Origin of the sequence: Amycolatopsis solani (genome assembly GCF_033441515.1) — a bacterium.
GTDB classification, from domain to species: domain Bacteria; phylum Actinomycetota; class Actinomycetes; order Mycobacteriales; family Pseudonocardiaceae; genus Amycolatopsis; species Amycolatopsis solani.
The window spans coordinates 1,470,125-1,488,021 of record NZ_JAWQJT010000003.1 but is presented as its reverse complement, the minus strand read 5'-3'; the positions used below and the strand labels follow the sequence as shown (position 1 = coordinate 1,488,021).

Sequence of the window (17,897 nt, the reverse complement as noted above, 5' to 3'; positions counted from 1 at the left end):
GAGATCTTCGTCACAAACCAGGCGGTCCGTCAAGAAGTTGAGACCAGTTGGCCCAACGAGTCAGCGCTTCACGGCTTCGGGAGGACGGCGAGCGCGGTTTCGGCGATCGCCCGGATGTCGTCCGGCTCGACCCCGCCCTTGCCGAGCGCCTCGAGGCCGCGCAGCACCGCCAGCACGAGCCCGCCCAGGTGGGCGGGATCCGGGTCGTCGTCGAGGTCACCCGCGCGCTGGGCACCCGCGATGCACGCCGTCAGGTGGTCCTGCAGGTCGCGGAACAGCAGCCGGCTGCGGGCCGCGACCGCTTCGTCGTGCTCCGCGCACTCGGCCGTGCTCTTCGCGATCAGGCACCCCCGGCGCGCCCGGTCGGCGACGACCGACTCGGCGATCGCGCGCACGTGGTCGCGCAGTCGCTGGTACGCCGTGTCGTCGGGGCCCTCGAGCTGACGGCGCGTGCCCTCGGCCGCTTCGGTGCTGTAGTGGTCGAAGACGCGCAGGAAGAGCGCGTGCTTGTCGCCGAACGCGCCGTAGAGGCTGCCCTTGCCGAGGCCGGTCGCGGCGGCGATCTCGTCCACCTTCGTGCCCGCGTAGCCGGTCTCCCAGAACTGGTCCCTGGCAATGCGCAGGACCGCTGCCTCGTCGAAGCTCCGGGGTCTCGCCATGGGATCAGGCTACCCGTTCTTGACTATCTCGTCCATAACGGCGTACGTTCTGGACGAGATAGTCAAGAACTTGGAGGGAACAGCGTGAACCTGCAGGACAAGACGGCCGTCGTCACCGGCGGCAGCACGGGCATCGGGCTCGCCATCGCGAAGCGCTTCGCGGCCGAAGGCGCGCACGTGTTCATCACGGGCCGTCGCAAGGAAGCGCTCGACGACGCGGTCGCCGAGATCGGCGACGGCGTGACGGCGGTCCGGGCGGATTCGTCGAACCTGGCCGACCTCGACGAGCTCTACCGCGCGGTGGCCGAGCGCGGCCGCGGGCTGGACGTCGTGGTCGCCAACTCCGGCGGCGGGAGCTTCGCCCCGCTCGGCGAGATCACCGAGGAGCAGTTCGACACGACGTTCGCCACGAACGTCAAGGGGGTGCTCTTCGCCGTGCAGAAGGCGCTGCCGCTGCTGAACGCGAACGCGTCGATCATCCTCACCGGCTCGACGACGTCGACGCGGCCGGGCGCGGCCTTCAGCGTCTACGCGGCGACGAAGGCGGCGGTCCGCAACTTCGCCCGCAGCTGGGCGCTCGACCTCAAGGGCACGGGCACGCGGGTCAACGTCCTGAGCCCGGGCCCGACCCGCACGCCGGGCCTGCTGGACCTGGTGGACGAGGGCGCGAAGCAGGGCCTGGTCGACGGCCTCGCGGCGGAGGTGCCGCTCGGCCGCCTCGCGGACCCGGCGGAGATCGCCGCCGCGGCGTTGTTCCTGGCTTCCGACGAGGCGAGCTTCGTCAACGGCGTCGAGTTCTTCGTCGACGGCGGCCAGGCGCAGGTCTAACGCAGGGTGGCGTGGCTCGGCGTCAGGTCCTTCAGGGTCCGGACGCCCAGCAGCTGCATCGTGCGGACCATCTCCGTCCGCAGGATGTCCACGCACCGCTGCACGCCGCGCTCGCCGCCGGCCATGAGGCCGTAGAGGAACGCGCGGCCGATCAGGACGGCGTCGGCGCCGCGGGCGATCGCGGCCACGATGTCGCCGCCGGAGAGGATGCCGGTGTCGACCCAGACCTCGGCGCCACCCTGGACCTCGTCCAGCACCGCGGGGAGGAGTTCCAGGGGCGTCGGGGCCCGGTCGAGCTGACGGCCGCCGTGGTTGGAGATCAGGACGGCGTCCGCGCCGTGCTTCACGACGTCGCGGGCGTCGTCGACGTTCTGCACGCCCTTCACGACGAGCTTGCCCGGCCAGGTCTGGCGGACCCAGTCGAGGTCGTCGAAGTTCAGCGTCGGGTCGAACAGCTTGTTCAGCAGCTCGGCGACGGTGCCGTCGAAGTGGCTCAGGGAGGCGAACTGCAGGGGCTCGGTGGTGAGCAGGTTGAACCACCACGCCGGGTGCGTCGCGCCGTCGAGGAACGTCTTGAGCGTCAGCGCCGGCGGGATGGTCAGGCCGTTGCGGACGTCGCGCAGGCGCGCGCCGCCGACCGGGGTGTCCACGGTCAGCATGAGCGTGTCGTAGCCGTTCTCCCACGCGCGATTCATCAGATCTTCGCCGGCGCCGTGATCGCGCCAGACGTAGAGCTGGAACCACTTGCGGGCGCCCGGCGCGGCCGCGGCCAGGTCCTCGATCGACGTCGTCGCCATCGTCGAAAGCCCGACCGGGATGCCGTTGCGCTCGGCGACGCGAGCCACCGCGCTTTCGCCTTCGTGCTGCATCATCCGCGTGAACCCGGTGGGGGCGAAGGCGAACGGCAGCGCCGAGGTCTTGCCGAGGATCTCGCGGGAGGTGTCCACATCGGACACTCCGCGCAGCACGTTCGGGTGGAATTCGACCCGGCGGTACGCCTGCCGCGCGCGGCGCAGGCTGTCCTCGAGCTCCGCCGCCCCGTCGGTGTAGTCGAAGGCCGCCCGCGGGGTGCGCTTGCGCGCGGCCATCCGCAGGTCGGCGATGGTGTGCGCGTTCGCCAGCCGCCGTTCGGTCGGGTTCAGCACGATCGGCTTCGGTCGCAGGATCTGCTTCAGCTCGTCCGGCTTCGGCAGTCGGCGCTTCGTCACCTTCATCAACTCCCTGGGCAGGCGGGACCCGGCAGACATCGGATGTCTGCCGGGTCCCTTTCTAGCATCGAATCACGCGCTGCCGGAATCCGACGTCTGCGGCCCGGCGGCCGCGATGTCGTCGAGCCGGTACTTCGTGGCCGCTTCGAGGACCTTCGCCTGCTCGACCTCGCCGCGCTTGGCGAGGATCGACAGGGCGCCGACGGTGATCGACTCCGCGTCGATCAGGAACTTCCGCCGCGCCGCCGGCCGGGTGTCGGAGAAGCCGAAGCCGTCCGTGCCCAGCGTCAGCATGTCGGTCGGCACGTACGGGCGGATCAGGTCCGGCACCGCGCGCATCCAGTCCGACACCGCCACGACCGGCCCGTTCGCGCCCCGCAGCTTCTCGGTCACGAACGGCACGCGCGGCTCGCTGCCCGGGTAGAGCAGGTTGTCGTGGTCGATCTCGACGGCCTCGCGCCGCAGCTCGGTCCACGACGTCGCCGACCACACCGCGGCCCGCACGCCCCACTCCTCGGCCAGCAGCTTCTGCGCCTTGAGCGCGTCCGGCATCGTGACGCCCGAAACCAGGATCTGCACCTCGGGACCGTCGCCCTCGGGGGCGTCGGCGTACTTGTACAGACCCTTCAGCAGGCCGTCGACGTCGAGGTTCTCCGGCTCGGCGGGCTGCTGGTACGGCTCGTTGTAGATCGTCATGTAGTAGAAGACGTTCTCGCCGTTGCCGTCCGGGCCGGTCTCGCCGTACATCCGGCGGAGGCCGTCCTTGACGATGTGCGCGATCTCGAACGACCACGCCGGGTCGTAGGCCACCGCGGCCGGGTTGGTCGCCGCCAGCAGCAGCGAGTGCCCGTCGGCGTGCTGCAGGCCCTCACCGGTCAGCGTGGTGCGGCCGGCGGTGGCGCCGATGACGAACCCGCGGGCCATCTGGTCGGCGGCGGCGTACAGGCCGTCACCGGTGCGCTGGAACCCGAACATCGAGTAGAAGATGTAGATCGGGATCATCGGCTCGCCGTGCGTCGCGTACGACGTGCCGACGGCGGTGAACGACGCGGTCGAGCCCGCCTCGTTGATGCCTTCGTGCAGCAGCTGGCCCTTCTCGGACTCCTTGTAGGCCAGCATCAGGCTCGCGTCGACCGACGTGTACGTCTGGCCGTGCGGGTTGTAGATCTTGGCCGTCGGGAACATCGAGTCGAGGCCGAAGGTGCGGGCCTCGTCCGGGATGATCGGGACGACGCGCTTGCCGATCTCGGAGTCCTTCGCCAGCTCGCGGACCAGCCGGACGAACGCCATCGTCGTGGCGACCTCCTGCTTGCCGGAGCCCTTCCGGACGCCTTCGTAGATCTTGTCGCCGGGCAGGACCAGCGCCTTCGCGGCCTTCGGGCGGCGTTCCGGCAGGAAGCCGCCGAGCGCCCTGCGGCGGCCGATCAGGTACTCGATCTCGGGCGAGTTCGCGCCCGGGTGGTAGTACGGCGGCAGCTTCGGGTCGCGCTCGAGCTCCTCGTCGCTGATCGGGATCCGCTGCGAGTCGCGGAACAGCTTCAGGTCGTCGAGGGTGAGCTTCTTCATCTGGTGCGTGGCGTTGCGGCCCTCGAACGCCGGGCCCAGGCCGTAGCCCTTGATGGTGTGGGCCAGGATCACCGTCGGCTGGCCGTGGTGCTCCAGCGCGGACTTGTACGCCGCGTACACCTTGCGGTAGTCGTGGCCGCCGCGCTTGAGGTTCCAGATGTCGGCGTCGGAGAGGTCCTTGACCAGGTCCTTCGTCCGCGGGTCGCGGCCGAAGAAGTGCTCGCGGACGAAGGCGCCGTCGTTGGCCTTGTACGTCTGGTAGTCGCCGTCCGGCGTCACGTTCATCAGGTTGACCAGCGCGCCGTCGCGGTCGGCGTGCAGCAGCGAGTCCCACTCGCGGCCCCAGATGACCTTGATGACGTTCCAGCCGGCGCCGCGGAAGTACGACTCCAGCTCCTGGATGATCTTGCCGTTGCCGCGCACCGGCCCGTCGAGCCGCTGCAGGTTGCAGTTGATCACGAAGGTCAGGTTGTCGAGGCCTTCGCCTGCCGCGATGTGGATCAGGCCGCGCGATTCGGCCTCGTCCATCTCGCCGTCGCCGAGGAATGCCCAGACGTGCTGGTCGCTGGTGTCCTTGATGCCGCGATCGCGCAGGTAGCGGTTGAACCGCGCCTGGTAGATGGCGTTCATCGGGCCGAGGCCCATCGACACCGTCGGGTTCTCCCAGAAGTCCGGCATCAGCCGCGGGTGCGGGTACGACGGCAGGCCGCCGCCCTCGCCGGCGTGGCTGTACTCCTGGCGGAACCCGTCGAGCTGCTGCTCGCTCAGGCGGCCCTCGAGGAACGCGCGGGCGTAGATGCCGGGGGAGGCGTGACCCTGGATGTAGATCTGGTCGCCGCCGCCCGAGTGGTCCTTGCCGCGGAAGAAGTGGTTGAAGCCGACCTCGTACAGCGCCGCCGAGGACGCGTAGGTCGAGATGTGGCCGCCGACGCCGACGCCGGGACGCTGCGCGCGGTGCACCATGATCGCCGCGTTCCACCGGATGTACGCGCGGTAGCGGCGTTCGATCTCCTCGTCACCGGGGAACCACGGTTCGTTCTCGGTGGGGATCGTGTTGACGTAGTCCGTCGAGGTGAGGGCCGGGACGCCGACGTTCCGCTCACGGGCCCGCTCGAGGATGCGCAGCATCAGGTACCGGGCCCGCTGCTGCCCGCCCCTCGCCAGAGCCTCGTCGAAGGAGTCCAGCCACTCGGCGGTCTCCTCCGGGTCGATGTCGGGCAGGTGCGCCGCCAGTCCGTCACGGATGACGCGTACGCGTGCCGGGGTCTCCTTGCCGGAGGCGCCGTCGTTCTGCGGGGCCAAGGGGTCTCCTTGCGAAAAGTTGTAGCCGGTGGTGCTCGTCCGCGGGCGTGTACGACTCTCCATCGTCGTCTTCCGTCCCGGCTTCCGCACCGCTACTCGGCGGTAACATGGGCCGACCCGGTCGGGCCACTCCCCGCGCGCGGTGTATCGCGCGCGCGTTTTCTTCTCCCCCACCCTAGGGGACGGCACCCGAAGGGGTGGCAGACCGGTCGCGCGAGGCACCCGAAACGCCGTCGCGGAAGGTCCCCTGCGGGCCGTATCCTGCGACACGAGTTGTCAAAGATCCGGTGTGGACGGTTGCGCGCGGAGCCCTACCAGTGTTCGCTATCGGCAACCGGGTAGCCGAGTGTGGCGGAGCCGTACCCTCAGGCGAGGGTGGGCAACGCCACGCTCCGTCGTAGTTGGAGGAGTGAAAGCAGTGGTCGCCGCGGGAGACGCTGATCAGTCAAGCGTCGCCGAGAGGCTCGGCATCAAGCCCGAGATGGTGGTCCAGGAGATCGGCTGGGACGAGGACGTCGACGACGACGTCCGCGCGGCGATCGAGGAGCAGATCGGCGGGGACATCCTCGACGAGGACGCCGACGAGGTCATCGACGTGGTGCTGCTGTGGTGGCGCGAAGACGACGGCGACCTCGGTGACGCGCTCATCGACGCCAGGGGCCCCCTGGAAGAGACCGGCGTGATCTGGGTGCTGACCCCGAAGAACGGGCAGCCCGGGCACGTCGAGCCGAGCGAGATCGCCGAAGCCGTGCCGGCCGTGGGCCTGGCCCAGACCGCCAACATGAGTGTGGGAGCGAACTGGATCGGCACCCGGCTGGTGTCCCCGAAGTCGAAGTCGAAGCAGCGCTGACCCGGCCCCGCCCGTCGGACACGATAGGGTTGTCGTCGCAGGCACGTGTCCGTACGGGAGAGGAAAAGCGGTATGGCCGTCGAGGTCGGTTCTGAGGCCCCTGACTTCACGCTCAACGACTACAACAAGCAGCCGGTGCAACTGTCCTCCTTCCGGGGCGACAAGCCGGTGCTGGTGGTCTTCTACCCGTTCGCGTTCAGCGGCATCTGCACCGGCGAGCTCTGCCAGCTCCGCGACGAGTTCGCCGACTACGACGGCAAGGGCGTCCAGGTACTGGGCGTCTCGGTCGACACGCCGTTCTCGCTGAAGGCGTGGGCCGAGAAGGAGGGCTACCAGTTCCCGCTGCTGTCCGACTTCTGGCCGCACGGCGAAGTGGCGCGCGCGTACGGGGTCTTCAACGAGGACGCCGGCCTGGCGGTCCGCGGGACGTTCCTGATCGACACGTCCGGCGTGGTGCGGTTCGCCGAGGTCAACGCCCCGGGCGAGGCGCGCGACCAGCAGGGCTGGAAGAAGGCCGTCGCCGAACTGGTCTGATTTCTCCCCGGCGGCGGTCCCCTTCGTGGGGCCCGCCGCCGGCGGGGCGCATAGCTCAGCGGAAGAGCACTCGGTTTACACCCGAGCGGTCGCAGGTTCGAACCCTGCTGCGCCCACATCTGTGGCCTCGGTCGCCCGTGTCCCGGGTAGTACCGTGACGCAGCAATCACCCGGCCATCGCGGTTTCCGGGACGGGCGCCGGGCGCATCGTCCGCACCAGCACCGCCAGGCCCGTGAACAGCACCGCCGCGATCACGCCCGTCGCGTTCAGCGCCGTCGTGAAAGCCTCCTTCGCCTGGTCCGCCACCTCCGGACGGGCGACGTCCGTCGCGAGAGTCGAGCCGGCGGGGAAGACGGCGTGGTACACCGCTGTTGCCGTCAGGCCGATCAGGGCCAGGCCCAGTGAGCCGCCCAGGTAGTTGCCCGTGTCCGCCATCGAGGCCGCCGAGCCTGCGCGCTCCGGCGGGACCGAACCCATCACCAAGCCGATGCCCAGGGCGAACAGCGGGCCCGTGCCCAGGGTCAGGATCGCGATTCCCGCCATCACCAGCGCCGGGCCGTCGGTGAAGGCCAGCAGCAGGCTGCCTGCCGCCGAAATGACCAAGCCGCCTGCGATTGCTGTGGCCGGGGACAGCCAGCGGGTCAACGACGGGGCCGTCATCGTGCCCAGCGCCACGCCCAAGCCCATCGGGGCGAACAGGACCGCCGAGACCAGCGGTGAGTAGCCCAGGACACTCTGCAGGTACTGCGTGACCAGCAGGCCGACGCCCGCCATCGCCACGCCGGCGAACACCAACGAGACCAGGACCGCCGTGAAGGGGCGGTTGCGGAACAGGCGCAGGTCCAGCAGCGGGGACGACGTCGTCAGCTGGCGGTGGGCGAAGAGCGCGCCGAGCAGGGTGCCGGCGGCGATCGCGGCCAGGGGCAGGAACAGAGAGCCGGTGGTCAGCTGCTTCAGGCCGAACACGATCAGGAGCACCGCCGCCAGGGAAAGCGCGACGCCGGGGAGGTCCAGGCGGCCGGACGCGGGGGCGCGGAACTCCGGGAGGAGGAACGGGCCCGCGGCCAGCAGGACCGCCACCGCCGGGACCGCGACCAGGAACACCGAACCCCACGAAAAGTGCTGCAGCAGGAAACCCGCGAACACCGGGCCGGCCGCGCCGCCCGCGAACTGGCACGTTGCCCAGATCGAGATGGCCTTTCCGCGCTGGCCGGCGTCGCGGAACATGTTCGTGATCAGGGCGAGTGTCGACGGCATCAGTGTCGCTCCGGCGACGCCGAGCGCGCCGCGGACCACGATCAGCATTTCCGGGCTCGTCGAGAACGCCGCGACGATCGATAGGGCGCCGAAGGCCGCGCCGCCGGTCAGGAGCAGGCGGCGGCGGCCGATGCGGTCGCCGAGGGTGCCCATCGTGATGACGAAGCCCGCGACGACGAAGCCGTAGCTGTCGGTGATCCACAGCTGCTCGGTGGCGCTCGCCCCGAGGTCGGCGCTGAGCTGCGGCAACGCGAGGAACAGCGAGGTCATGTCCATCGCGACGAGCAGGGTGGGCAGCACGAGCACCGCCAGGCCCAGCCACTCCCGCCGTCCGGCCGGCTTGTCCATTTCGACTCCTTTTCGTGGTGCGATCACCAGGGGGTCGGAGCCGTCCGCGCGGACCGGACACGGGCGCGGGAACTTTCTTGAGGCGATCTTGAGGAACGGCGGAGGGACGGCGGAGGTCCGGGACCGAACCTGGTTCCAGCGCACCACACCAGGTGGTGCCCGCCGGACAAGGACCGACATGGCCAACCACGCCCTCCCCGCCCGCCGCCGCTCCGCCTGGCGTCCCGTCGCCCTCGCCGTCGTCGGTGGCTCCGTCCTCGTCGCGATGGGTGCCGGCGTCTGGGCGACGCTCTCGGCCACCGCCGCGAACGTGACGCCCGAGACGATCAGCAGCGGCACCCTCAAGCTCACCCTCGCGGCCAACGGCGCCGGGTTCGACCAGGCGGTTTCCAACCTCGCCCCCGGCGACGTCGTCAACCGCTACGTCGACCTCACCAGCGGCGGCAGCCTCGACGCCCAGGCGCTGACCATGCAGGTCGCGGCCACCGGCTCGGGCGCGCTCGTCACCGACGGCGCCACCACCAAGGCCCTGCGCGTCACCGTCAAGCAGTGCCCGGGCACCTGGAACACCTCGACCGGCGCGTGCAGCGGTGGCACCGCCTCGACGCTGCTCCCGGCGACCGCGCTGAGCGGCCTGGGCAGCGCCCAGTCGCTGATCGCCGGCGCGGTGGCCGCGGGGTCCGTCGCGCACCTGCAGGTCTCCGTGCAGCTGCCGGACCAGAACGAGACCACGGTCAACGGCACGCTGCCCACGGCGACGATCCAGGGCCTGACCGCGAACCTGACCTACACCTTCGCCGAGACGCAGCGCTCGGCCACCACCACGAACTCCTGAGCCGTGCCCCGGTCCTGGTCCGTCCGGGCGGCGGCCGTCACCGCGACGGCCGCCGCGCTGGCCGCCGTGCCCGCCACCGCCGGCGCGGCCGGTCTCGCCACCGCCTCCGACGCGGTCCGCGCGACGACGGTGACGTGGTCCGCGGTGCTGGCCGACAGCTCGGGCGCGGTCCAGACCGGCAAACCGCTCACCGTCTCGTGGGGGCTGTTCGACACCGCGCCGCGCTACGCGTCGGTCCGCAACAACGGGACCGTCGCGCTGACGGGGGAGACCTACGCGGTCACCGTCACCGGCGGGCTGCTCCCGGCCGGCGTCCGCCTGGACGCCTGCGCCGGCGGCACCTGGTCGGGCGGCTCGTGCCCGGGAACGGTCGTCGCGCTGACCGACTCGGCCGCGGGTTCGTCGTCCGTCGTCCGCGCGCTCGGGGTCGGCGACCAGCTGAGCCTCCGGGTTTCGCTCACCGGCACCGGGGTCACGACCACGGCCACGGTCGGCGTCTCCGTGTCCCGCACCCAGATCCGCGCCGCCACCACCTCGAACTCGTAGGAGCCACGCCATGGTCACCACCGCGCCCGCCCCCGCACGGCACCGCGCGAGCCGCCCGCCGCGCCGGCTCCCGACCGTGCTGCTGGGCCTGGTCGCGGTGCTCGCCGTCGCGGGTGCCGTCGCCGTCTTCGTGCTGCGGCTCGGGTTCGCGCCGGTGCTGTCGCCGAGCATGGAGCCCGCCTTCGCGCCGGGAGACCTGCTCGTCACCCGTCAGGTGGACGCTCGATCGGTGGACGTCGGCGACGTCGTCGTGCTGCCTCGCCCGGACGCGCCGGGGGAGCGGTACGCCCACCGCGTCGTCGAACTCGACCGGTCGCCGGCCGAGCCGCTCGTGCGGACGAAGGGCGACAACAACGCCGCCGCCGACCCGCAGCGCCTGCGCATCACGTCTTCGACGGTGCCCGTGGTCGTGGGGCACGTGTCGTGGATCGGGCGCGTGGCGCTGCTCGGCCAGTACGGCGGGGTGCGCGTCGCGGTGATCGTCTTCGCCGGCGTGTGCCTGCTCGTCGCGGCGAAGCGGGCGTTGTGGGACCGGCGGTGAGGCTGCCGACCGGGCCGCGGCCGGTCACAATCGCGACCATGGCCAAGGTTCTGGTGGTGGAGGACACCGACAGCATCCGTGAGGTCGTCGAGCTCGCGCTGGACGATGCCTGCTTCGAAGTGCGCACCGCGGCCGACGGCGACGGCGCGCTGGCCGAGCTGCGCGCGTGGGACCCGGACGTGGTCGTGCTCGACCTGAACATTCCCGGCCCGGACGGCCTCGAAGTCTGCCGACGGCTGCGCGGCTTCTCGCAGGCGTACGTCGTCATGCTCACGGCGAAGGCCGACGAGGTCGACAAGCTGGTCGGACTGGCCAGCGGTGCCGACGACTACCTGACGAAGCCGTTCTCGCCGCGCGAGCTGGTCGCGCGGATCCAGGCGATGCTGCGCCGGCCGCGTGCTTTCGGCGCCGACGCTCCTCCGGCGGCGGGGCGAGTGGTCGGGCCGGTGCGCATCGACGTCGAGGCCCGGGACGTCACCGTTTCGGGGGTGCACGTCGAGCTGACGCGGATCGAGTTCGAGCTGCTGGACGCGCTCACCGAGAACGTCCGCGCGGTGAGCAGCCGCGAGGCGCTGCGCCGCCGGGCGTGGGGCGAGAGCTGGCTGGCCGACGACCACGCCGTCGACGTCCACCTGTCGAACCTGCGGCGCAAGCTGGCGGCGGCGGGTGCGCCGGGGCTGATCGCGACCGTGCGCGGGGTCGGCTACCGGATCGACCGGAGCGTCCGGTGACGCGCACGGTCCTGGTCGTCGACGACGACCCGGATGTGCGGGAGATCCTGAGCCTGGCGCTGAGCGCGTTTTCGGGCTGGCGGGTGGAGACGGCGGCGGGCGGCGCGGAGGCGGTGCTGCGGTGCGGATCCGGCGGGGTGGACGCGGTCGTGCTGGACGTGGAGATGCCGGGCTACGACGGCCGCCGCACGCTGCGCGAACTGCGGGCGGCGCACGCGGCGCTGCCGGTGGTGTTCCTGACGGCGGCCGCGGACACGACGGGACTGGCGGAGCTGGGCGCGCTCGCTGTGCTGGCGAAGCCGTTCGACCCGCTGGGGATCGGGACGCGGCTGGCGGGTTTGCTGCGCTGGGAGGGGTGAAGCGGGGCCGGGCTCTCTACCACCAGGCGCGTTCGGTGTCCGGGCCCGCGGAGGGCAGGCGGACCGTGAAGGCGCTGCCGCCGCCTTTTGCCGCGGTCGCGCGGACCGTTCCGCCGTGGGCGTGGACGATTCCGCGGGTGATCGCCAGGCCGAGGCCCGCGCCGCCGGAGGGGGCGCCGACCTGGGCGAACGGCTCGAAGATGCGCTCCTCTTCGCCCGGGGGGACGCCTGGGCCGCGGTCGCGGACCGACACCTCGGCCCACGTCTGGTCGTCGCGGGCGCCGACCGTGATGGTCGTGCCTTCGGGTGCGACCGCCGCCGCGTTGGCCAGCAGGTTCGTGAACACCTGGACCAGGCGGTCGGCGTCGCCGCGGACCGGGCCCGTTTCGCCCGCGCGCTCGATGCGGACGCCCATCCGCTCGGCCGCGCCCTCGACGCTGTCGACCGCGCTCTCCAGCACGCCCGCCATGTCCACATCGGACAGCCGGAGGCGCAGCCTGCCGCCCTGCAGGCGGGTCAGGTCGAGCACGTCGTTGGACAGCCGGATCAGCCGGTCGGTGTTCTTCGCCGCGATCGCCACCAGCCGCGCGGCGCGCTCGCCGAGCTCGCCGAACCGGCCGGAGGCGACCAGCTCCAGCGAGCCGTGGATCGACGTCAGCGGCGTCCGCAGCTCGTGGCTGACCAGCGAGACGAGTTCCTCGCGCACCTCGCGGGCGCGGTTCGCGTCGCGCTGCGCCTGGACGACCGCCACTTCGAGCTCGACCCAGTGCGCGAGGTCCCGCAACCGGTCGCGCTCGGCCGCGGTGAGGCGCCGCGGCTCGCGGTCGATCACGCACAGCGTCCCGGCCTTGTGCCCGGACGGCGTGGTCAGCGGCTGCCCGGCGTAGAACCGGATGTACGGCGGCCCCGTCACCATCGGGTTGTCGGCGAAACGCGGGTTCAGGTGGGCGTCCGGGATCTCCATCAGGTCGTCGCGTTCGATGGCGCGAGCGCAGAACGAAACGCTGCGCGGGGTTTCCCGTTCGTCCAGCCCGGCGCACGACTTGAACCACTGCCGGTCGAGCTCCACCAGCGACACCAGCGCGATCGGCACGCCGAAGGTGTGCTGGGCGAGCCGGGTGATCCGGTCGAACCGCTCCTCGCTGGGGGTGTCGAGCAGCTCGAGCGCGCGCACGGCGGCGACTCGCGCCAGTTCCGCGTCCCCGTCCACGGCCTCAGTATCGAAGCGCGTGGCGCCGCTGTCCTGCCAGGGACTCGATCAGGTGACGGCCGCGGTCTTCCCCCGTGGCCCGGCTCAGCGCGGAGCGCGCTGAGCCGGGGTGGGGTCAGCGGGGGACGAAGCCCACGTCGTTGTTCGGCTCGTAGGTGTCCGGCCAGACGGAAATCGGGTCGGTCGACAGCGTGCTTCCCAAGCCGCCGTGGAAGTCGGAGTCCAGGTACCACTCCGTGCCCGCGTGGAACTTGGTCGCCGTCAGGCCCGGTGGGGGAGTGGTGCGCAGTTTGTACGTGCCCTGCGGGATGTCCTCGATGTAGTAGTCCTCGCCGCCCGTTGTGGTGACCGTGCGGTTCAGCAGGCCTTCGAACGCGCTCGGGCCCACCAGTGAAATCTGCGTTTCACGCCGGGGTTCCGTGCTCTGGCGGATGCCGTCGCCGTTCGTGTCGTCCCAGGCCCGGCCGTGGAGGCGGCCGCCGATCTGGGCGAATTCGTCGTAGCCGGACCAGTACTGCTCCGTCAGCGTCCGGTCGTGGGTGTTCGAGCTGATCGACCGGTAGCCGTCGTCGTTGCCGAAGATGCGGTAGTCGCCCAAGGGCAGGCCCGTGAACGAATAGCCGCCCTGTGCGTCGGTGACCGTGACGTAGTCGGTCGGTGGGCTGGCCAGGTGGGCGGTGACCTTGGCGCCCGCCCGGCCGGGGTCGCCCGGGTCGTGCCGGAAGTTGCCGTCGCGGTCGAACCAGACCAGGCCGTGCAGCTCCCCGATGCCCGCGGCCGCCGCGGCCGGGACGCCCACTACCCCCGTCAGCACCGCGAACACCGCGCCCAGTACCGCCGCTCTTCGCCGGAACTCCATGGTGAATCCCCCTTCGCCGGCCGCCCCTTGCCGCCGGTGGAAAGAAGCTACCGCGAGGCACCGACAGTTTCGGGAACCCAGGCGTGACCTGCGAAAGCATCGTCGAGCGGCGCCTGGATCAACCGGTTCGCGTACGTCGAAACCGTGTACGTCCCGATCCCCAGCACCACCTCCAGCGCGTTGCGCGGCGTGAACCCGGCTTCGGCGAAGGCGGCCAGCGACGCGGGCGGGACGTCGCCCGTCGTGTCCATTACCGTCGAGGCGAACCGCCGCAACGCCTCGAGCCGCGCGGACGGCAGGGGAGCCTGCGCGCGCAGCGCCGTCACCAGTTCCGGTGACGCCGAAAGCGCTTCCAGTGAAGCCGTGTGCATCGCGACGCAGACGTGGCAGCCGTTGCGGGCGGCCACCGTCATGACCAGGACTTCGCGCTCCAGCGCCGTCAGCGTGGTGGTCTCGAAGATCGAGTTGAGCTTGAGGAAGCCGTTCAGCAGCTCCGGCGACGTCGCCATCCGGGCGACGGCCGCCGGGACGTGGCCGAACTTCTTCGCGGTGGCCGCCATCGCCGGGCGCGCGGCCGGGGGTGCAGACTCCGGGGTGTGATCGGGGAACAAGACGTCTCCAGACGTAGGATCGACAACGTGGTTGTCGAAACAGTAAACCTGGTTGTCGAAAAGGGCAAGGGCTGATGGCCGATCAGCCTGGCTACGAGCTGCCCTTCCTGCTCTTCGGCGGCTTCCGCACGCTCATCGACCGCCTGCACGCCGAGCTCGCGCGCCGCGGCCACCCGGACGTGCGGCCGTCGTACGGCTTCGCCATGCAGGCCATCGGCGTCCAAGGCGCCACCGCGTCGGAGATCGGCCGCCGCCTCGGCGTGTCCAAGCAGGCCGCGGGCAAGACCGTCGAACGCCTCGAGGCCCTCGGGTACGCCGAGCGCGCCGACGACCCCGCCGACGCCCGCCGCAAGATCGTGCGGCTCAGCGCGCACGGCGTCGACGCGCTCCGGAAGTCGGCGGAAATCTTCGACGACCTGCGCGCGGAGTGGGCGCGCGCGGTCGGCGCCGAGCGGATCGGCGCGCTCGAAGCCGACCTGCGCAAGGTCGTCGGGCCCGCGGCCTACCGGCTGGACGCCGCGGGCTGGTTCACCGGCTAGAAACCGCAGCCCGGGTCCGGCGCGTCATCCGACAGCGGGCTGCCCGCCGGCAGCACGTACAGGACCTCCAGCACCAGCGGCGTCGGCCCGAGGTTGCGGCCGATGTGCACCTGGTCGGGCTTTTCGGTGAAGGCGCGCCCGGCGCCGAAGATGCCGTCGATGCTGCAGTCGGCCAGGTTGTGCGTCAGCGTCCCGGCTTTCACGTAGGCGTAGAGCGTGCCGTCGTGGAAGTGCCAGCCGGTGTAGCCGCCGGGCTGGATGGTGATCTCCCGCAGCGTGTAGTCGGTGTGGCCGATCGTCTTCTGGGCCAGGATCGTGCCGGCGACGCCGCTGCCGGGCGTGGCGGACGCGGTTCCGGACGCCAGCGTGACGGCCAGCGCGGTCACGGAGAGAATCGTGCAGATCTTGCGCATCGGGCAGTACTCCTCACGACGAGCGCAGGGTGCGCCGCATCATCTTGCCCGATTCGGTGCGCGGCAGGCGATCGGTGAAGTCGAACCGCTTCGGCGTCTTGAACCCCGCCAGCTCGGCCCGGCAGTGCTCGGCCAGCCGCGCGGCCAGGTCGTCGCCCGGAAGAACACCGGGCACCGGCTCCACGACGGCGATCACGCGCTGTCCCCATTCGTCGTCCGGCTCGCCGATCACGGCCGCGTCGGCGACGTCGGGGTGCGAGAGCAGCCGCGCTTCGATCTCGGCGGGGTAGATGTTGACGCCGCCGGAAAGGATCAGGTCGGTCCGCCGGTCGAGCAGGAACACGCGGCCGTCGGCGTCGCGGTGGCCGAAGTCGCCGACGGTGATGAACTCGCCGGACCGGTTGGCCGCGGTCTTGCCAGGGTCGCCGAGGTAGGCGATCTCGGTGTGGGCGGAGCTGAACCAGATCGTGCCCGGCTCGCCGTCCGGCACCTCGGCGCCGTCGTCGTCGAGGATCTTCAGCCGGACGCCGGTCAGCGGCCGGCCCACCGTCCCCGGCGCCGCCAGCCACCCGGCCGCCGTGACGCCGCAGATCAGCCCTTCCGAAGCGCCGTAGTACTCGTGCACCACCGGGCCGAGCCAGGCGATCATCCGCTCCTTGACCTCGCGCGGGCAGGGCGCCGCGCCGTGGATCACGCTCACCAGGCTCGAGAGGTCGTACCGTGCGCGGACGTCTCCGGGCAGCCGCAGCATCCGGTGGAACATGGTCGGCACCAGGTGCGTGCCGGTGACGCGGTGCTTTTCGATGAGCCGCAACACCTCTTCGGCGTCGAAGCGGTCCATCAGCACCGCGCTGTGCCCCAGGTGCAGGGCGTTGACGGCGAACGAGCCGGGCGCGGCGTGGTAGAGCGGGCAGGCCACCAGGTGCACACCCGGGCCCGGCCGGACGTCGAACAGCGCCATCAGATCGCGGTGGATCGGGTGCAGCGACGGCGGTTTCCCGCTCAGCGCGCGCCGGACGCCCTTGGGCCGCCCGGTGGTCCCCGACGTGTAGAGCATGGTCTGGCCGGTGGTCCGCGGCTCGGGCGGCGCCGAGGGCTCGTCCTCGCCCCAGGACGCGTAGTCGCCCCAGCCCTCGGTCGCGCCGATCGAAAACCGCGGCACGTCGAGGTCGCACCCCCGCGCGATGTCCGCCTCCGCGACGACGACCCGCGCGCCGCTGTTCTCGACCACGTAAGCGATTTCGGCGGGGGAGGACCGGTGGTTGACCGGGGTGAAGTACATCCCGGCCTGCAGCGTCGCGAACAGCAGCTCGAAGTACGGGAGTCCGTTGTGGACGATCGCGACGACGCCGTCGCCGGGCCCGAGCCCCAGCCGGTGCAGGGCGTGCGTCAGCCGGTTGGCCCGTGCGGCCAGCTCGCCGAACGTCGCGGCCGTCCCGTCGGGCGCGAGCACCGCGAGCCGGTCCGGGTGCTGCTCGGCGACGTCGAAGAAGGTGCTCACGCCTCGCACGCTACCGGGTACCGTGCGACGCATGGACGCGGACGTTTTCGGGCAGGTCCTCGACGCGGTGCGGGAGTTCGTGCGCAAGGAGGTCGTGCCGCGCGAGGCGGAGATCGACGAGCACGACGAGATCCCGGCCGGCATCCGGGACAAAGCGGCCGAACTGGGCCTGTTCGGCTGGGCGCTGCCGGAGGAGTACGGCGGACTCGGCCTCGCCATGGCCGAAGACGTCCGGCTCGCGATCGAGCTCGGCTGGACGACGCCCGCGTTCCGGTCCCTGTTCGGCACCAACAACGGCATCGCCGGCCAGGCGATCGTGCACTACGGGACGCCGGAGCAGCGCACCCGCTGGCTGCCGCGGCTGGCCGCCGGCCAGGCGATCGCGTCGTTCGCGCTCACCGAGGCCGAAGCCGGTTCGGACCCGGGCGGGCTGACCAGCCGCGCCGTTCGCGACGGTGAGGGCTACCGGCTCTCGGGCACCAAGCGGTTCATCACGAACGCGCCGCTCGCCGAGGTCTTCGTCGCCTTCGCGCGCACCGACCTCGACAGCACCGGCAGCCGGGGCATCTCGGCGTTCCTGGTTCCGGCCGGAGCGGACGGCGTCACGGTCGGCCCGCACGACGCCAAAATGGGCCAGGCCGGCGCGTGGACGTCGGAGGTGGTCTTCGACGACGTCGAGCTGCCCGCCGACGCGCTGGTCGGCGAGGAGGGCAAGGGGTTCGGCATCGCGATGGCCTCGCTCGCCCGCGGCCGGCTGCACATCGCGGCGCTGTGCGTCGGCATGGCCGAACGCGCGCTGTCCGAAGCCGTCGAGTACGCGCGGACCGCGCGCCAGGGCGGCCGGGTGATCGGCGAATACCAGCTGGTCCAGGCGCTGCTCGCGGAGTCGCACGCGGAGCTGGCGGCCGGCCGCGCGATGGTGCACGAAGCCGCCGCGAAGTACGACTCGGGGGAGGACCGCAAGCTCGGCCCGTCGTCGGCGAAGCTGTTCTGCACGGAGATGCTCGGCCGGGTCGCCGACCGCGCGGTGCAGGTGCACGGCGGGATGGGCTACGTCCGCGGCGTGACGGTCGAGCGGATCTACCGGGACGCACGGCTGTTCCGCATTTACGAGGGCACCAGCGAGATTCAGAAGCTCGTGATCGCGCGTCAGCTGCTGAAGGACTGAACTTGCGCTGGAGTTCACTCCAGCTCTTACT

Annotated in this window: 19 protein-coding genes and 1 tRNA gene; 11 read left to right on the top strand and 9 right to left on the bottom strand. The window is 71.4% G+C overall.

Annotated elements, in window-relative coordinates; genetic code table 11:
* Positions 1-68: 68 nt before the first annotated feature.
* Complete coding sequence (locus SD460_RS39500; protein ID WP_290059853.1) at positions 69-659, bottom strand: TetR/AcrR family transcriptional regulator; 591 nt, start codon at positions 657-659, stop codon at positions 69-71.
* An 84-nt stretch (positions 660-743) separates the two neighbouring features.
* On the opposite strand from SD460_RS39500, the gene SD460_RS39495 reads away from it, so the two are divergent.
* Positions 744-1,487 carry an SDR family NAD(P)-dependent oxidoreductase gene (locus tag SD460_RS39495; protein ID WP_290059851.1) on the top strand — a complete coding sequence of 248 codons (744 nt, stop codon included), beginning with the start codon at positions 744-746 and terminating at the stop codon, positions 1,485-1,487.
* Here the strand turns inward: SD460_RS39495 and SD460_RS39490 are convergent.
* On the bottom strand, positions 1,484-2,695 hold the full coding sequence (locus SD460_RS39490; protein ID WP_290059849.1) for an alpha-hydroxy acid oxidase: 1,212 nt from the start codon (positions 2,693-2,695) through the stop codon (positions 1,484-1,486). The genes SD460_RS39495 and SD460_RS39490 overlap by 4 nt on opposite strands.
* Before the next feature lie 72 nt (positions 2,696-2,767).
* Positions 2,768-5,563, bottom strand: coding sequence for a pyruvate dehydrogenase (acetyl-transferring), homodimeric type (gene aceE, locus SD460_RS39485; protein ID WP_290059847.1), 2,796 nt, complete (start codon positions 5,561-5,563; stop codon positions 2,768-2,770).
* A gap of 418 nt (positions 5,564-5,981) precedes the next feature.
* Between aceE and SD460_RS39480 the strand changes: the two genes are divergently transcribed.
* The 3 genes from SD460_RS39480 to SD460_RS39470 all read left to right on the top strand — a co-directional run bounded on the left by SD460_RS39480 (position 5,982) and on the right by SD460_RS39470 (position 7,063).
* Entirely contained in the window at positions 5,982-6,413 is a 432-nt protein-coding gene (locus SD460_RS39480) for a DUF3052 domain-containing protein (RefSeq protein WP_290059845.1), read from the top strand.
* A gap of 72 nt (positions 6,414-6,485) precedes the next feature.
* Positions 6,486-6,947, top strand: a complete 462-nt coding sequence (locus SD460_RS39475) for a peroxiredoxin (protein WP_290059843.1) — start codon at positions 6,486-6,488, stop codon at positions 6,945-6,947.
* A 44-nt stretch (positions 6,948-6,991) separates the two neighbouring features.
* Positions 6,992-7,063: transfer RNA gene (locus tag SD460_RS39470), tRNA-Val, on the top strand.
* Positions 7,064-7,113: 50 nt separating this feature from the next.
* On the opposite strand, the gene SD460_RS39465 is transcribed toward SD460_RS39470, so the two are convergent.
* Positions 7,114-8,553 carry an MFS transporter gene (locus SD460_RS39465; RefSeq protein ID WP_290059841.1) on the bottom strand — a complete coding sequence of 480 codons (1,440 nt, stop codon included), beginning with the start codon at positions 8,551-8,553 and terminating at the stop codon, positions 7,114-7,116.
* Positions 8,554-8,731: 178 nt separating this feature from the next.
* On the opposite strand from SD460_RS39465, the gene SD460_RS39460 reads away from it, so the two are divergent.
* The 5 genes from SD460_RS39460 to SD460_RS39440 are packed head-to-tail and all read left to right on the top strand — an operon-like array spanning position 8,732 to position 11,565.
* Positions 8,732-9,388 carry a TasA family protein gene (locus tag SD460_RS39460; RefSeq protein WP_290059839.1) on the top strand — a complete coding sequence of 219 codons (657 nt, stop codon included), beginning with the start codon at positions 8,732-8,734 and terminating at the stop codon, positions 9,386-9,388.
* A gap of 3 nt (positions 9,389-9,391) precedes the next feature.
* Complete coding sequence (locus SD460_RS39455; RefSeq protein WP_318307506.1) at positions 9,392-9,934, top strand: hypothetical protein; 543 nt, start codon at positions 9,392-9,394, stop codon at positions 9,932-9,934.
* Positions 9,935-9,944: 10 nt separating this feature from the next.
* The gene (locus SD460_RS39450; protein WP_290059230.1) at positions 9,945-10,475 is read left to right on the top strand and encodes a signal peptidase I; all 531 of its coding nucleotides are present in this window, start codon (positions 9,945-9,947) and stop codon (positions 10,473-10,475) included.
* 38 nt (positions 10,476-10,513) lie between these two features.
* Positions 10,514-11,206, top strand: coding sequence for a response regulator transcription factor (locus SD460_RS39445; RefSeq protein WP_290059232.1), 693 nt, complete (start codon positions 10,514-10,516; stop codon positions 11,204-11,206).
* Positions 11,203-11,565, top strand: coding sequence for a response regulator (locus SD460_RS39440; RefSeq protein ID WP_290059234.1), 363 nt, complete (start codon positions 11,203-11,205; stop codon positions 11,563-11,565). The genes SD460_RS39445 and SD460_RS39440 overlap by 4 nt, the downstream gene beginning before the upstream one ends.
* Positions 11,566-11,581: 16 nt before the next feature.
* Here SD460_RS39440 and SD460_RS39435 read toward each other — a convergent pair whose 3' ends face one another.
* The 3 genes from SD460_RS39435 to SD460_RS39425 all read right to left on the bottom strand — a co-directional run bounded on the left by SD460_RS39435 (position 11,582) and on the right by SD460_RS39425 (position 14,245).
* Positions 11,582-12,775 (bottom strand): GAF domain-containing sensor histidine kinase, encoded by a 1,194-nt coding sequence (locus tag SD460_RS39435; RefSeq protein WP_290059236.1) that lies wholly within the window; start codon positions 12,773-12,775, stop codon positions 11,582-11,584.
* 115 nt (positions 12,776-12,890) lie between these two features.
* Positions 12,891-13,634, bottom strand: coding sequence for an SdrD B-like domain-containing protein (locus tag SD460_RS39430; RefSeq protein ID WP_290059238.1), 744 nt, complete (start codon positions 13,632-13,634; stop codon positions 12,891-12,893).
* Positions 13,635-13,681: 47 nt separating this feature from the next.
* Positions 13,682-14,245, bottom strand: coding sequence for a carboxymuconolactone decarboxylase family protein (locus tag SD460_RS39425; RefSeq protein WP_318307505.1), 564 nt, complete (start codon positions 14,243-14,245; stop codon positions 13,682-13,684).
* A 74-nt stretch (positions 14,246-14,319) separates the two neighbouring features.
* Between SD460_RS39425 and SD460_RS39420 the strand changes: the two genes are divergently transcribed.
* On the top strand, positions 14,320-14,784 hold the full coding sequence (locus SD460_RS39420; RefSeq protein ID WP_318307504.1) for a MarR family winged helix-turn-helix transcriptional regulator: 465 nt from the start codon (positions 14,320-14,322) through the stop codon (positions 14,782-14,784).
* Here the strand turns inward: SD460_RS39420 and SD460_RS39415 are convergent.
* Together SD460_RS39415 and SD460_RS39410 are read right to left on the bottom strand one after the other, a co-directional pair.
* A complete protein-coding gene (locus SD460_RS39415; protein ID WP_290059243.1) occupies positions 14,781-15,197 on the bottom strand; it encodes a cupin domain-containing protein in 417 nt (138 codons plus the stop codon). The two genes, SD460_RS39420 and SD460_RS39415, sit on opposite strands and share 4 nt — an antisense overlap.
* A gap of 13 nt (positions 15,198-15,210) precedes the next feature.
* Entirely contained in the window at positions 15,211-16,698 is a 1,488-nt protein-coding gene (locus SD460_RS39410) for an AMP-binding protein (RefSeq protein ID WP_290059245.1), read from the bottom strand.
* Positions 16,699-16,729: 31 nt separating this feature from the next.
* Between SD460_RS39410 and SD460_RS39405 the strand changes: the two genes are divergently transcribed.
* Complete coding sequence (locus SD460_RS39405) at positions 16,730-17,866, top strand: acyl-CoA dehydrogenase family protein (RefSeq protein WP_290059246.1); 1,137 nt, start codon at positions 16,730-16,732, stop codon at positions 17,864-17,866.
* Positions 17,867-17,897: the final 31 nt, after the last annotated feature.

Excerpts from the sequence above, each read along its gene's own strand:
- SD460_RS39475 (WP_290059843.1), top strand. The coding sequence starts at position 6,486 with ATGGCCGTCGAGGTCGGTTCTGAGGCCCCTGACTTCACGCTCAACGAC.
- SD460_RS39460 (WP_290059839.1), top strand. The coding sequence starts at position 8,732 with ATGGCCAACCACGCCCTCCCCGCCCGCCGCCGCTCCGCCTGGCGTCCC.
- SD460_RS39445 (WP_290059232.1), top strand. The coding sequence starts at position 10,514 with ATGGCCAAGGTTCTGGTGGTGGAGGACACCGACAGCATCCGTGAGGTC.
- SD460_RS39465 (WP_290059841.1), bottom strand. The coding sequence starts at position 8,553 with ATGGACAAGCCGGCCGGACGGCGGGAGTGGCTGGGCCTGGCGGTGCTC.
- SD460_RS39415 (WP_290059243.1), bottom strand. The coding sequence starts at position 15,197 with ATGCGCAAGATCTGCACGATTCTCTCCGTGACCGCGCTGGCCGTCACG.
- SD460_RS39500 (WP_290059853.1), bottom strand. The coding sequence starts at position 659 with ATGGCGAGACCCCGGAGCTTCGACGAGGCAGCGGTCCTGCGCATTGCC.
- SD460_RS39405 (WP_290059246.1), top strand. The coding sequence starts at position 16,730 with ATGGACGCGGACGTTTTCGGGCAGGTCCTCGACGCGGTGCGGGAGTTC.
- SD460_RS39430 (WP_290059238.1), bottom strand. The coding sequence starts at position 13,634 with ATGGAGTTCCGGCGAAGAGCGGCGGTACTGGGCGCGGTGTTCGCGGTG.
- SD460_RS39450 (WP_290059230.1), top strand. The coding sequence starts at position 9,945 with ATGGTCACCACCGCGCCCGCCCCCGCACGGCACCGCGCGAGCCGCCCG.
- SD460_RS39420 (WP_318307504.1), top strand. The coding sequence starts at position 14,320 with ATGGCCGATCAGCCTGGCTACGAGCTGCCCTTCCTGCTCTTCGGCGGC.